The sequence below is a fragment of the Pseudomonas sp. FSL R10-2189 genome (genome assembly GCF_009600325.1).
Lineage (GTDB): Bacteria > Pseudomonadota > Gammaproteobacteria > Pseudomonadales > Pseudomonadaceae > Aquipseudomonas > Aquipseudomonas helleri.
On sequence record NZ_WIVZ01000006.1, the window covers coordinates 1 to 14,026 of the forward strand.

Here is a 14,026-nt window from a genome sequence, read left to right on the forward strand (position 1 = left end):
GCAGGTCTGGCCTGTATCGGGCAGCAACGTCAGCGCCAGGGCATTACCTTCACCCGCTGCTTTGGCCGTCACCGGGCTCTGCAAGGTGATTGCAACGCCATTGAGATGGATGCCCTGTGCATCCAGCGTGATACTGCCGCCGGGCCCCTGGAACACCACGCGTTCACTGGCCTGCAGTTGATAGACCGTGGTGGCTTGGTGCATGCCTTGGCCTGCGGTCAAACGATGCTGGCCTTTGATTGTGCTTTGGCTGTGGCCACCGACTTCGCTTTGGTGATTGGCGGTGGTGGAGTCGTAGCGATCATTGCCGACCTGCTGCCAAAGGTCTTTGCCGATGCTGACCTCATGGTTACGCCCGATGGAAAGCGAGCGGTCTCGTCCGATCTCATTGGACTGGTCATGTGCAATGCAGAGGTGTTCGTCATTGCCTACTTCCTCCTTCCGGTCATTGCCCACAAACGTCGTGTTGTCATGCTTGATGTAAACGTTCTTGTCCCGCTCGGCATGGATGTAAACCTCCTGTTGCCCCACCTCATCCTCAAAGCGCAGTTCGTTAAACCCCGTGCCTTTGTGGGTGCGGCTTTTGATGGTCATGCGGGTTTTGTGTTTGGGCAGTTCGTAGGGCGGCAGGTTGGCCTGGCGGTAGGCTCTGCCGGTGGCGATGGGTTGGTCGGGGTCACCGTCGAGGTAGCTGATGATCAGTTCCTGGCCGATGCGCGGCACGGCCATGGCGCCCCATAAGGTGCCCGCCCAGCCCTGGGTGACGCGGATCCAGCAGGAGCTGTGGTCGTTTTCCTGGCTGTCGCGGTCCCAGGGGAAGCTGACTTTGACCCGGCCCCATTCGTCGCAGTAGATCTCTTCGCCTGGCGGGCCGACCACGGTGGCAGTGTGCGGGCCGTCGATGCAGGGTTTGGGCTGTAACGGGGCTTTCCACTCGGCGTCCCAGCGGATGGCGCTGGCTTTTAAATGGTAGGTGGTGCTGTAGTCGCTGCCGCCGGCTTCTTCTTGCAGGCTGCTGTGCTGTTTGCCGGTGTGCTCAAGGGCGATGCTGCGCCAGCGGTCGTTGAAATCGGGGCGTGGGTGTTCGCTCAGGTCGAAGGCCAGACCGGGTTGCAGGCGGGCGTCGTCGCCTTCGAGTTCGGCCATGCGCGCGTCGCTGCGCAAGGCGTGGAGGCGGGTTTTGGTAAAAGGTTTACCCGCCGCATCGCGTTTGTAGCGGCCGGGGTAGTCGTAGCGCTCGTAGTCCTTGTGCTGGTTTTTCAGGGTCAGGCCGCCATCGGCGGTGTGTTGCTGGTTGTAGCGCGGGTGAGTGAAGGTGTAATCGCGCTGGACTTGCCGAGAGGTGCGCACCTGCTCGGTGTAACTGAAGCGATGCAAGGCAGGCTCTGCCGAATCGCCGCCGCCCATGGGCTGATAGAGCACCGGGCAGTCTTTGTGGGTGCCGATGGTGCCAAGGCCGCCGACGCGATCGGTGAGGATCAAGGTGTGGCCATCGGTGCGGTGTTCGAAGGTGTAAAGCAGGCCTTCTTCAGCGGCGAGGCGGGCAATAAAGTCGAGATCGGTTTCACCCGCCTGCACGCAGTATTCGCGGGTCTGGTGATCGAAACAGATCTGTTTTTCGAGGTCGGTGATGCGTTGGCCCTTGAGCACCAGAGCGATGATATCGGGCACGGTTTTGTACTGAAACATCCGCCAGTTGGAGCGCAGGCCCGCGCGGGCCAAGGTCGGCTCGACCACCGCGTGGTAGCGGGTACGGCGAAAACCGGTGTCGCCCTGACGGAACAGACTGACCAGACCATGGACATAGCGCACCGGCGTGTCGCCGCGCCACACCGTGAACAGCGCACCCAGATCGAGGACACGGTTAAAGTCCACCGCCGGGTCGTGGCTGACCAGGTCCAGGTTTAATTTAAAGGGTTGCGACAAGCCTTCTTCGAGCTTGAACTCGACCACCTCAAAGGCATCGCCTTGCAGAGGCTCGAAGGTAAAACGCAGATCGCTTTGACGGGGCATGGGCGCTCCTGAGGCGGCAAGCACCTTACCCCGGATTTCACCGGTAGAAGGCAACTGGCACGGCGTGGATCTAGACCAAGGGAGGGAGGATTTTGACGGGCGCTAGCCCTGCTCTTGCCTGCCGAGCACAGGCAAGTGGACAGGACGTAATTTTGGAGTGGTGCCGGAGTATTGTTTCGACATTAGGGATGTCCTTTTTCCTATTCAGAATAAGGAACATTTAACCCTGTAAAGACCCAAGCTGTACTGTAGGCCTGATAGCTTTTTGGCGTGGGAATAGTCCTAGGAAAAGCCGCCCCGCCTACGACGTCGCGCTATCGCGCAGCAAGCAGGCCACCGAATTATTCAGCATCCCCCAATCGGTCGCTTCTCCTTCGGGAGAGGCGTGGTGAGGGCTTTTAGATCAAAAGCCAGGTCAAAAGATCGCGAGACAAGCTCGCTCCTACAGGGGCTTTAGAATCAATCCCATACTTTTTAGGGTGCGGTCTAGATAGAAATGGTCAATTTGGGCAGGATGCGCGGGTCATCTGCGAGCTCAGCGCATAAACGAAAAACCCGCCTTTCGGCGGGTTTTTCGGACGATTCAAAAGCGCTGCACGCGGCTTTGAATCTTTATCTGGCTCCACGACCTGGACTCGAACCAGGGACCCAATGATTAACAGTCATTTGCTCTACCAACTGAGCTATCGCGGAATGAGGGCTATCTTACTGATATCTAAAAAGAAGTCAACGCTTTGGCTGACTTCTCTCCAAAAAATTTTAGATGACCTTCACAATGGCGTCGGTCACGCCTTCGATGTTGCGCTGGTTCAGGGTTGCAACGCAGATCCGGCCAGTGTCGAGCGCGTAGATGCCAAACTCGGTGCGCAGGCGCCCTACTTGTTCAGCGGTCAGGCCGGAGTACGAGAACATGCCGCGCTGACGCGCAACAAAGCTGAAGTCGTGGCCTGGTGCTTTTTTCGCGAGCAGTTCAACCATCTGACGGCGCATGCCGCTGATGCGCTCGCGCATTTCAGCCAGCTCGGCTTCCCACTTGGCACGCAGGTCCGGGCTGTTGAGAACGGCCGCGACAATGCTTGCACCGTGAGTCGGCGGGTTGGAGTAGTTGGTGCGGATTACACGCTTGACCTGGGACAGTACGCGAGCGCTCTCGTCTTTGGATTGGGTGACGATCGACAGTGCACCTACACGCTCGCCGTAGATCGAGAACGATTTGGAGAACGAGCTGGACACGAAGAAGCTCAGGCCCGAGTCAGCAAACAGACGCACGGCAGCGGCGTCTTCGGCGATGCCATCGCCAAAGCCCTGGTAAGCCATGTCCAGGAACGGGATCAGGCCCTTGGCTTTAACAACTTCCAGTACGTTCTGCCAGTCAGCCGGGGTCAGGTCAACGCCGGTCGGGTTGTGGCAGCAGGCGTGCAGCACAACGATCGAGCCGGTAGGCAGGGCGTTAAGGTCTTCGAGCATGCCAGCGCGGTTCACGTCATGGCTGACGGCGTCGTAGTAACGGTAGTTCTGTACCGGGAAACCCGCGGCTTCGAACAGTGCGCGGTGGTTTTCCCAGCTTGGATCGCTAATGGCGACCACAGCGTCTGGCTGCAGTTGCTTGAGGAAGTCAGCACCGATTTTCAGTGCGCCCGTACCACCAACCGATTGCGTGGTAATCACACGGCCAGCCGCCAACAGTGCCGAGTCAGCACCGAACAGCAGCTTCTGTACCGCCTGGTCGTAGGCTTGAATGCCATCGATCGGCAAGTAGCCACGCGAAGCGTGCTCTGCTGCCCGGATCGTTTCGGCTTCGATAACGGCACGCAAGAGTGGAATTCGTCCCTCTTCGTTGCAGTAAACACCGACCCCCAAATTCACTTTGTCGGTACGAGTATCGGCATTGAATGCTTCGTTGAGGCCCAGGATAGGATCGCGTGGTGCCATTTCGACAGCGGAGAACAGGCTCATTATTACGGCGGCTCTGAATGGATGATGGAGGGGGGTGACACGCTCCAGCCGATTGCACTAGAGCGGTGCACAAACGGGGAGCAAGTATAAAGCTGATCAGGATTGGGGCAACAGGCGAAACCCGGTTTTGGCCAAGTATTTGAGTTTATTTTTGGCCCACTGGTCTAATTGCAATATTTGCCCAAACCGGCGTGCCAGCCTCACGCCTTGAAACAGTCAGTCACGATCTCCATATTTACACGTATCCTGTTTGCGCTGCGGCATGCGTCGTGTGCAGTCTTTCTCGCTTTGGCCGGGATTATCCCGACTCAAGGAAGCGAAATCAGAGGTCCTTTATGTCCGATTTTCAGCTCGTTACCCGCTTTCAGCCCGCCGGCGACCAGCCCGTGGCCATTCGCCAGATGATCGAAGGCATTGAGGCCGGTCTGTCGCACCAGACCCTGCTCGGGGTAACAGGTTCGGGCAAGACGTTCAGCATTGCCAACGTGATCGCCCATGTCAATCGACCGACGCTGGTGCTGGCGCCGAACAAAACCCTGGCCGCGCAGTTGTACGGCGAGTTCAAGTCGTTCTTCCCGAACAATGCGGTGGAATACTTCGTCTCGTACTACGACTACTACCAGCCGGAAGCCTACGTGCCCTCCTCCGATACCTTTATCGAGAAAGACGCGTCGATCAACGACCACATCGAACAGATGCGACTGTCGGCGACCAAGGCGTTGCTGGAGCGCAAGGACGCGATCATCGTGACTACGGTGTCGTGCATTTATGGTTTGGGCAGTCCGGAAACCTATCTGAAGATGGTGCTGCACATCGACCGTGGCGATAAACTCGACCAGCGCGAGCTGTTGCGCCGTCTGGCCGACCTGCAATACACCCGCAATGACATGGATTTTGCCCGCGCCACCTTCCGCGTGCGCGGCGATGTGATTGACATCTACCCGGCCGAATCGGACCTGGAAGCGATCCGCATCGAACTGTTCGATGACGAAGTCGAAAGCATCAGCGCCTTTGACCCGCTGACCGGCGAAGTGATCCGCAAAATGCCGCGCTTTACCTTCTATCCGAAAAGCCACTATGTGACCCCGCGCGAAACCTTGCTCGAGGCCGTCGAAGGGATCAAGGCAGAACTCAAGGAACGTCTCGACTACCTGCGCACCCACGACAAACTGGTTGAGGCGCAGCGCCTGGAACAGCGCACCCGCTTCGATCTGGAAATGATCATGGAGCTGGGTTATTGCAACGGCATCGAAAACTACTCGCGCTACCTCTCGGGCCGTGAGTCGGGTGCCCCGCCGCCAACGCTGTTTGATTACCTGCCTGCTGATGCATTGCTGGTGATCGACGAATCCCACGTCAGCGTGCCGCAAGTCGGGGCCATGTATAAAGGCGACCGCTCGCGTAAAGAAACCCTGGTGGAATATGGCTTCCGTCTGCCTTCGGCGCTGGACAACCGGCCGATGCGCTTTGACGAGTGGGAGCGCATCAGCCCGCAAACGATCTTCGTCTCGGCGACCCCGGGCAATTACGAAGCCGAGCACGCGGGCCAGGTGATTGAGCAGGTAGTACGGCCAACCGGTCTGGTCGACCCGCAAATCGAGATTCGCCCGGCGCTGACCCAGGTCGACGATCTGCTCTCCGAAATCAACAAACGCGTGGCAATTGAAGAACGCGTGCTGGTGACCACGCTGACCAAGCGCATGTCCGAAGACTTGACCGACTACCTGGCCGATCACGGTGTGCGCGTGCGTTACCTGCACTCGGACATCGACACCGTGGAGCGGGTCGAGATCATTCGCGATTTGCGCCTGGGGGTGTTTGATGTGCTGGTGGGCATCAACTTGCTGCGTGAAGGCCTGGACATGCCAGAAGTGTCGCTGGTGGCGATTCTGGACGCCGACAAAGAAGGCTTCCTGCGCTCCGAACGCTCCTTGATCCAGACCATTGGCCGCGCCGCTCGTAACCTCAATGGCCAGGCGATTCTGTACGCCGACCGCATCACCGGGTCGATGGAACGGGCCATTGGTGAAACCGAACGCCGTCGCGAAAAACAGATCGCGTTCAACGCAGCCAACGGCATCACCCCTAAAGGCGTGTTCAAAGACGTCGCCGACATCATGGAAGGCGCGGTGGTACCGGGTTCGCGCAGCAAGAAGCGCAAAGGCATGGCCAAGGCCGCCGAAGAAAACGCCAAGTACGAAAACGAATTGCGCTCGCCGAGCGAGATCAGCAAACGCATTCGCCAACTGGAAGAAAAAATGTACGCCCTGGCCCGCGACCTGGAATTCGAAGCCGCCGCACAAATGCGCGACGAAATCGGCAAACTCCGGGAGCGGTTGTTGCAGGTTTAATTATCTAAATCTCGCCGTTCACTGTGGGAGCGAGCTTGTCTCGCGATCTTTTAAATAATCAAAAGATCGCGAGAAAAGCTCGCTCCTACAGGTCAATAATGATTTGCATTTCCAAAAACGCATATATAAATAACCGCATTCCAAAGATTCAACACCCATTTTATTAATCTGAAAGTCCCCTCCCTGACTAACAACCAAAACTTGCTGTTAGTTGTATTTTGGCTATAAACAACTTTCAAAGTATTAACACCGGACGTTAATCAGTTTGCCAGGGTGGGCACTATGTCTATGGATCGTCGCTCCTTTCTTGTATCACTTGCGTTAATACCGCCTGCCTTGTATTGGTCAAGTGCGCTGTTGGCTGCGGGGTCTGCTTCAGATGTGTTTCGCGAGGTGAGCCGGATCATTACCGGCGCTGATAACCTGACCCCCGGTGCCGCCGCACGGATCGAGGCCTTGCTGACTGAGCGTCATGCAGGCTTTGCCGCACACCTCGCCGCATTGCACAAAACCCTGGCGGCAAGCACCAGCCGCGAAGCGGGTCTATCGGCCCTCAGCGGTACGGATCTGGACACGGCACTGATCATCGCCAAACCCTGGTATTTGGGCTATGTCGGCACGCCGTCAGGGCGAATTCTGGAAGATGACGCCGCCTTCGCCACGTTTCTGGAAATGCAGGCGTATGCCAAGACCGGCGGCATTATCCCTGCGCAGAGCTACCCACCCGGCCCGGCAGGCTGGTGGCGAGACACGCCACGCGGGGTCGACGCTTCCGATCTGCCGGAAGGCGCCACCACCTGGGCTTATCAGCCATTGAAGCACTACACAATCGCCGCCCCTGATCCGGCCTGGCACGCCTATGCCGAAGGCCGGTTCGATTCAATCGACGCTGCCCGTGCGGCACTGGGCCAGGGGGCGAGAAAATGAGCGATTACGATGCTGACGTGATTGTCGTGGGCTCAGGTTCATTGGGCTCCATGGTGGCGCTGGAACTGGCCCGCGCCGGGAAAAAAGTCATCGTGCTGGAAGCCGGGCCTGAAACCACGGACTGGAAAGTCACCGACAACTTTCGTAACTCGGCGCGGCAGAACAATTTCAACGCGCTGTTCCCGGACGTGCCCTACGCGCCCAACAGCTTCAGCCCTGGCTATATCAGCCCGCACCTCGAAGGGATCGAAGTGTTCCCCGGCACCCTGCGTTCAGTGGGCGGCACCTCACGGCACTGGACGGCGGCCACTTGGCGCCTGCTCCCCGAAGACATGACCTTGAAGTCCAGCTTCGGCCTCGCCGTGGACTGGCCCATCACCTACGCCGAGCTTGAGCCGTTCTATTGCGACGCCGAGTACGAAATCGGGGTCAACGGCATCGCCGATTACGACGAGTCCGGCCAAGGCTTGGGGTACACCTACCCACCCCGCTCCCGGCCCTTTCCACTGCCACCCGAAGCCAAGCCCTACGCCATTCAGCGCTTGCAGCAACAAATTGCAACCAAGGGCTATCGCATCGACGTCGCCCCGTCGTCACGTATCAGCAAACCCTATGACGGCCGTCCCGCGTGCATTGGCAACAACATGTGCAACTGGAACTGCCCGATCGGTGCCAAGCACTCGGGGTATCACGTCGTAGAAAAGATCCGCAAGTTGGGCGTCGACCTGCGCAGCAACGCCATCGTGCACAAGATCGAAACCGGCGCGGACGGCAAGGTGACCGCCCTCCACTACCTGTCGCCAAACCGCTCTGCCACGCGGCTCACGGCCAAAGTTTATGTGCTGGCCGGCCATGGCTTTGAAACCCCCAAGCTGATGCTGATGAACAACCTCGGGGCGCGTTCGGGCATGGTCGGGCGCAACCTGATGGTTCACCCCACCATCGACATGACCCTGCTCTCGTCGGAGCCGTTGTGGGCCGGACGCGGGCAGAACATTCACGGCGCGATCATGCAGCGGCGCAACCAGCCAGACCGCACGCGCATACCCTCAACGCGCTATGACTTGCTGAACAACCCGCCCACTGTCGGCATTGCCGAAACCGCCCTCTCGGAGCGCAAGATCGGCGCCGCGCTGGATGACGAAATCCACGATCGTTCAGCCCGTATTTTCACCTTTGAAGCCCTGACCGAAGATTTGCCGGACAAGGCCAACGGGATATCCCTGAACCCCGGCTTCAAGGATTCGCTGGGTTTACCGGGATTGCGCCTGGACTACCGGATCTCGGACTACACCAACGCCAACCTGCCCCGGCTGATGGACGACTTTGCCAACTTCCTGCAAGCCACCAACGGTACGCGGATCAGTGCACCTACAAAATGGATTTGCCAGCAACACATCATGGGCACGGTACGCATGGGCACCCAGGCCGAGGATGCTGTGGTGGACCGGGATCTGCGCTGTTTTGATCACCAGAACCTGTTTCTGGTGACCACTGGAGTCATGCCCACGGCGGGCGGTGTAAACCCCACCCTGACCGGGATGGCGCTAGCCATCCGCGCTGGCAAACATATCGCCAAGGAGGTGTGACATGCGTAAAGCCTTGATAGCCGTCACCCTCGCCCTCGGCACCCAGTGGGCCAGTGCTCAGTCAAGCGATACCAGCACGATTGAACGCGGCAAGTACATCGCCACGGCGGCCGATTGCGCGGGCTGCCATGGCGAAAATCTGGCGGGCGGCGCGGCAATTGCCAGCCCGCTGGGGCCTATTTATGCCTCCAACATCACCCCGGACACGCGAACTGGCATCGGCGGCTGGAGCGAAGAGCAATTGCGTGATGCCCTGCGCAAAGGCCGCGCTCCCGGCAAAGGCTGGCTGTACCCGGCAATGCCGTACACGTCTTACACCGGCATCAATGATGCCGATGTGTCAGCGCTCTACGCCTATTTGCAGAGCGTGCCTGCGGTCAACCATGAAGTGCGCGCGACCGATTTGGGCTTCCCGTTCATAAGGCCAGCCATGATTGCCTGGAACGTGCTGTACCTGAAGGAAGGACACGCGGCAGGCGAGAAACCTGCACACGGTGAGTCGGCAGAACGCGGGCGCTATCTGGTCGAGGCGCTCGGGCATTGCAGTGCGTGTCACACACCACGCGGGGTCCTCATGGCGGAGTTGCCGGAGCAGCACCTGGGCGGCGCGTTTGTCGGCGGCTGGCAAGCCCCTAACCTCACTAACGACAAATCCGGGCTGGGTAGCTGGAGCGATCAGGAGCTCACACAGTTTTTGCTAAAAGGCCATAACCCGGTGGCGGTCGCAGGCGGTGATATGGGCCTGGCAGTGAGTCGCAGCCTGAGCCATCTGGGCGACAGCGACATTGCCGACATCATTGCCTATTTGCGCCAGGTACCACCGGTCATTACCCAAGCATTGCCTGCTGCGCCATCACGCCCGGCCCGCGTCGACCCCGACACAGTCGAGGGGCCGATTTCCGGCTGGCGCAATCTGGCCAACAACGCCACCACCGATGGTGCCGTGCTGTATCAATCGGCGTGTGCCAGTTGCCACGGGGTCGACGGCACTGGCACTGCAGGGCCGGATCTAGGTCGGTTGCGCGACCTGCGCTCGGCCCATCCCAATAACCTGGTGCAAGTCATCGCCGGGGGCATCAACCTGGAAATGGATGGCAGGCACATTCTCATGCCCGGCTTCAGCGACCAAATGAACAACGAGCAAATCGCCGCGCTGGCCCGTTACGTACGTTCGACATTTGGGCAAGTGCCAGGGGCCGGGCCGGATGAACAGGAGGTGGCCAGCATTCTGTCAGATAAAACACCGGTGAGCTGGCTGATCAACTACGCCCCGGCGCTGGCCTGGGGCGCGATTGTCGTGCTGGTGCTGCTGGTGGGTTGGGTGTTCGCACGGCGTAAAGCTTAGGCCCCCCGTGGGAGCGGGCTTGCTCGCGATGCAAACGACTGGGTCTGTCTGTTACACCTCGTCGATCCCATCGCGAGCAAGCCCGCTCCCACAGCGTGATGGCGTTCGCGGGTCGCGAGGTTGGCCGCAACTGTGTAAGGATGTTGCTTTGTTTTTGCCGCTTGTCCTTCAAGGAAGACCATGACCTCCATGCCTAAAGCGCCTCCGGTTCCGGGGCGTCTCGAACAACTTTCGACGCGAATTGCCTTTTTTATTGCCGGGTTCGGCATCGCTGCCTGGGCACCGCTGGTGCCCTACGCCAAGGCGCGGGCCGGGCTGGATGACGCGACATTGGGGCTGTTGCTGCTGTCGTTGGGCGTCGGGTCGATTCTGGCCATGCCGATTGCCGGGGTGCTGGCCACACGCTTTGGTTGCCGCCGGGTGCTGACCGCCGGGACCCTGTTGATCTGCCTGAGTTTGCCGCTGCTGGCGACAGTCAGTTCCATCCCGTTGCTGATTGCCACGCTGTTTGTCTTTGGCGCCGGGCTGGGCACCGTCGACTCCACCGTCAACCTGCAGGCAGTGATTGTTGAACGCGCCAGCGGGCGCAACATGATGTCGGGCTTTCATGGCTTGTTCAGTGTCGGCGGGATCGTCGGCGCTGCCGGGGTCAGCGGCCTGCTGGCCATCGGCCTGACGCCTTTGTGGGCAATGGCCGTGGTCATCGTGCTGATCCTCGCGGCGCTGTTCAAGGCCGCGCCGCACCTGTTGCCCTATGGCAGCGAGAGCAGCGGCCCGGCGTTTGCCATCCCCCATGGCGTGGTGCTGTTTATCGGCCTGCTGTGCTTTACCGTGTTTTTGGCTGAAGGCGCGATGCTCGACTGGAGCGCGGTATTCCTGACCGCTGAAAAACACATCAACGAGGTGTATGCCGGGCTAGGTTATGCCGCGTTTGCCCTGACCATGACGGCAGGCCGGTTGCTTGGCGATACCATCGTCAGCCGCCTGGGCGCACGTCGGGTCATTGTTCTGGGCGGTCTTTTTGCCGCCGCCGGGCTGGCGTTGGCGACAGTGGCGCCGGACTGGCAAGTCTCGCTGTTGGGCTACGCGCTGGTGGGTGCCGGCTGCTCGAATATCGTGCCGGTGCTGTACACCGCGGTGGGCAAGCAGACCGTGATGCCTGAGAGCATCGCCGTGCCGGCCATTACTACGCTGGGTTATGCGGGGATTTTGGTAGGGCCTGCGGCCATTGGCTTTATCGCCCATGCCAGCAGTTTGAACATCGCCTTCGGCCTGATCGCCGTGATGCTGGTAGGCGTGGCCATCAGCGGGCGCATCTTGAAAGTCTGATTCACTCTGTAGCGAGCTTGTCTCGCGATCTTTTAAACCGTCAAAAGACCGCGAGACAAACCGTGCTGCTTTAGAACCCTACGCTGGCCTGCACGAAGAACGTGCGCGGCTCACCCACGTAGATACCCGAGTTGTTGTCGCTGGAACGGGTGTAGTACTCCTGGTTGAACAGGTTTTTGATGCCTGCGCCCACTTTCAGGTTCGAGGCTTCAGGACCAAAGTCGTAACCGACACGGGTGCTCCAGGTGGCGTAACCCGGAATATCGCCGTACTGGCCGTCCGGCGTCGGGTCGGTGATGTAAACCCCGCCAGTGCCCGGCGCATGCTGTTGCGACTGGGCAAACATGTCGAGGTTGTAGCTCCAGCGGTTGACCACATAGCGGGCGCCCAGGTTGAGCACTTGGCGCGAGTACAGCGGCAGGTCACGGCCTTTGAAGTTGGCGATGTCACCCTCAGAGGTGGCTTTGGTGTAGGTGAAACCGGCGTTCACCGACAGGCCGTCAAGGGCCGGGTTAAGCGTCGACATGTCGTAATGAACCGACGTTTCGATACCTTGGTGCTTGGTCGCGCCGAGGTTGGTCCAGCCCACGTCGTTGCTCACGTATTGCAGTTCGTCAGCAAAGTCGATGTAGAACAGCGTGACTTCGCCGCCCCATACGCCATTGTCATAACGGGTACCGATTTCATAGGTCTTGGCCTTCTCAGGCTTCAGGCCTGCGGCGGTCTGGTCGCCCTGGCCGCCCTGACCCAACTGGAAGTACTGCAAGCTGCCAAACGAGGTTTCGTAGTTGGCGAACAGTTTCCAGGCATCGGAGAGGTGATACATCACGCTCAAGGCCGGCAACGCTTCGTTGCTGTCGATGCTGCGGTTTTTTTCCGGGACCGGCACGCCTTTGTTATCCAGAACCGAGTGGTCCTGCCAGTTGGTGCTGATGCGCTCGAAGCGAATGCCCGGGGTGATGGTCCACTTGCCGACATCGATCTTGTCATCGATATAGAACGAGTTGGCTTCGGTCCCGCCGGTGCGGTCCTGATAAATATGGCCGTCAGCCCCAGGACGGGCCACAGGCACGTTATTGACCAGTTGCAGCTGGCTGGCTTCTTCCTGCATGGCTTCTTTCAGGTAGCGATAGCCAATGCCCACTTCCTGGGTAACCTCACCCAGGGTGAAGACGTGCGACACCCGTGGCTCGATGCCGAAGGTGTGGTAGCTACGCGGGTATGACGCCAGGGTTTGCAGGTTGCGCGCGGCAATGTTGCTGCCACGGAAGCTGTCGGTGTAGTAGGTCAGGACTTCAAACTGGGTCTGGTCATCAATCTGCCGCAGGTATTTGAAGGACACGTCCTTGCGGCGCCCGGTGAAGTTGTCCCAGTCGCGCACGGACTGGTACGGGTCGGCATCGAACTGCTTCTGCGTCAGGCCGCCGGGCATGTCGGCGGTGGCGTCGTAGTAGTGGAAGTTAAGGCTGAAATCGTCTTGATCGGTCGGCGCCCAATGGGTTTTCAGCAACACGTCGTCGATGTCGTTGTTGTTATTGCTCGCCCGGTAGCCATCACCTTTGACACCGGAATAGAGCAATGCAGCACCGATACCGTTGTCCGCAGTACCGCCCAAAAAGGCCGACTCCAGGTGCTTCCAGCCGCCACGCTCGGAGGTTTCCAGAGTGGTGCCGACTTCGCCCTGAAAGGTTTCCGGGATGGCGCGGGTCACAAAGTTGATCACGCCGCCCACGTTCTGTGGTCCGTAGCGCACCGAACCGGCACCGCGTACCACGTCAATGCTGTCGAGGTTGCCCGAGGAAATCGGCGCCATCGACAGTTGCGGCTGGCCGTACGGGGCAAACGCCGCCGGTACGCCATCAATCAATACGGTCGAACGGGGCGACAGGCGCGAGGTCAAGCCGCGCACGCCGACGTTGAGGGAGATATCGCTGCCACCGGTGCCGTTGGATTCCTGTACCTGCACACCGGGAATGGTCTTGAGCACGTCGCCGACGGTCATTGCGCCCTGCTCGACCATTGCCTCGCGGCGCACCACTGTTCGCGCGCCGGGGTGGTTCTGCACCACTTGGGCGTTGGCATCGCCCAGCCAGTTACCCACCACTTTCACGTCAACCGGCCCCAGTTCCAGCGGGCCGGAAGCGTCGGAGGTACTCACGGTGGCCGCCGGGGTCAGGGTCACGGCGTCGCCATCAAGCTGGTAGTTCAAGCCGCTGCCTTGCAGCAGTTCACGCAGCGCTTGCTCGGGCGACAGGTTGCCATTGACCGCTGGTGCCTGCTTGCCGGCCACCAGTTGCGGACTGAAAAACACCTGCAACGAAGTTTGCTGCGCCAACTGGCTCAACGCGGCACCCAGTGGCTGGGCCTGGATATGGATGGCGCTGGCAACGGCTTCGCCGGCAAACGCAGCGGGCATCGCCGCACTGACCGCGAGGGCCAGCGCCAGTGGCAACAAGCGCGATCGTGCGCTGGACGATGGAGCTTTCAAAGATGGTTTAAGCGAGGAAAACCGCACA

8 protein-coding genes and 1 tRNA gene are annotated in these 14,026 nt (G+C 59.7%); 5 read left to right on the top strand and 4 right to left on the bottom strand.

Annotation, left to right across the window (positions count from 1 at the left end):
- The 3 genes from GHO32_RS06700 to GHO32_RS06710 form a co-directional block, all read right to left on the bottom strand.
- The coding region (locus GHO32_RS06700) for a type VI secretion system Vgr family protein (RefSeq protein WP_153442804.1) at positions 1–2,013 on the bottom strand (2,013 nt) is incomplete at its 3' end.
- Between the two features lie 617 nt (positions 2,014–2,630).
- A tRNA-Asn gene (locus GHO32_RS06705) sits at positions 2,631–2,706 on the bottom strand.
- Between the two features lie 66 nt (positions 2,707–2,772).
- Positions 2,773–3,969 carry an amino acid aminotransferase gene (locus GHO32_RS06710; RefSeq protein WP_153336093.1) on the bottom strand — a complete coding sequence of 399 codons (1,197 nt, stop codon included), beginning with the start codon at positions 3,967–3,969 and terminating at the stop codon, positions 2,773–2,775.
- 335 nt (positions 3,970–4,304) lie between these two features.
- Here GHO32_RS06710 and uvrB point away from each other — a divergent pair, with 335 nt between their 5' ends.
- The 5 genes from uvrB (at position 4,305) to GHO32_RS06735 (ending at position 11,510) form a co-directional block, all read left to right on the top strand.
- Positions 4,305–6,320, top strand: a complete 2,016-nt coding sequence (gene uvrB / locus GHO32_RS06715) for an excinuclease ABC subunit UvrB (RefSeq protein WP_048387442.1) — start codon at positions 4,305–4,307, stop codon at positions 6,318–6,320.
- A gap of 282 nt (positions 6,321–6,602) precedes the next feature.
- Positions 6,603–7,247 (top strand): sugar dehydrogenase complex small subunit, encoded by a 645-nt coding sequence (locus tag GHO32_RS06720; protein WP_153336094.1) that lies wholly within the window; start codon positions 6,603–6,605, stop codon positions 7,245–7,247.
- Complete coding sequence (locus tag GHO32_RS06725; RefSeq protein WP_153336095.1) at positions 7,244–8,836, top strand: GMC family oxidoreductase; 1,593 nt, start codon at positions 7,244–7,246, stop codon at positions 8,834–8,836. The genes GHO32_RS06720 and GHO32_RS06725 overlap by 4 nt, the downstream gene beginning before the upstream one ends.
- A 1-nt stretch (position 8,837) precedes the next feature.
- Complete coding sequence (locus tag GHO32_RS06730) at positions 8,838–10,181, top strand: cytochrome c (protein ID WP_153336096.1); 1,344 nt, start codon at positions 8,838–8,840, stop codon at positions 10,179–10,181.
- Between the two features lie 180 nt (positions 10,182–10,361).
- Positions 10,362–11,510, top strand: coding sequence for an MFS transporter (locus GHO32_RS06735; protein WP_153336097.1), 1,149 nt, complete (start codon positions 10,362–10,364; stop codon positions 11,508–11,510).
- A gap of 70 nt (positions 11,511–11,580) precedes the next feature.
- On the opposite strand, the gene GHO32_RS06740 is transcribed toward GHO32_RS06735, so the two are convergent.
- Positions 11,581–13,926 carry a TonB-dependent receptor gene (locus GHO32_RS06740; protein WP_256665493.1) on the bottom strand — a complete coding sequence of 782 codons (2,346 nt, stop codon included), beginning with the start codon at positions 13,924–13,926 and terminating at the stop codon, positions 11,581–11,583.
- Between the last annotated feature and the right edge of the window lie 100 nt (positions 13,927–14,026).

Coding starts and splice junctions, on each gene's coding strand:
- GHO32_RS06710 (WP_153336093.1), bottom strand. CDS start 3,969: ATGAGCCTGTTCTCCGCTGTCGAAATGGCACCACGCGATCCTATCCTG.
- uvrB (WP_048387442.1), top strand. CDS start 4,305: ATGTCCGATTTTCAGCTCGTTACCCGCTTTCAGCCCGCCGGCGACCAG.
- GHO32_RS06720 (WP_153336094.1), top strand. CDS start 6,603: ATGTCTATGGATCGTCGCTCCTTTCTTGTATCACTTGCGTTAATACCG.
- GHO32_RS06725 (WP_153336095.1), top strand. CDS start 7,244: ATGAGCGATTACGATGCTGACGTGATTGTCGTGGGCTCAGGTTCATTG.
- GHO32_RS06730 (WP_153336096.1), top strand. CDS start 8,838: ATGCGTAAAGCCTTGATAGCCGTCACCCTCGCCCTCGGCACCCAGTGG.
- GHO32_RS06735 (WP_153336097.1), top strand. CDS start 10,362: ATGACCTCCATGCCTAAAGCGCCTCCGGTTCCGGGGCGTCTCGAACAA.
- GHO32_RS06740 (WP_256665493.1), bottom strand. CDS start 13,926: ATGCCCGCTGCGTTTGCCGGCGAAGCCGTTGCCAGCGCCATCCATATC.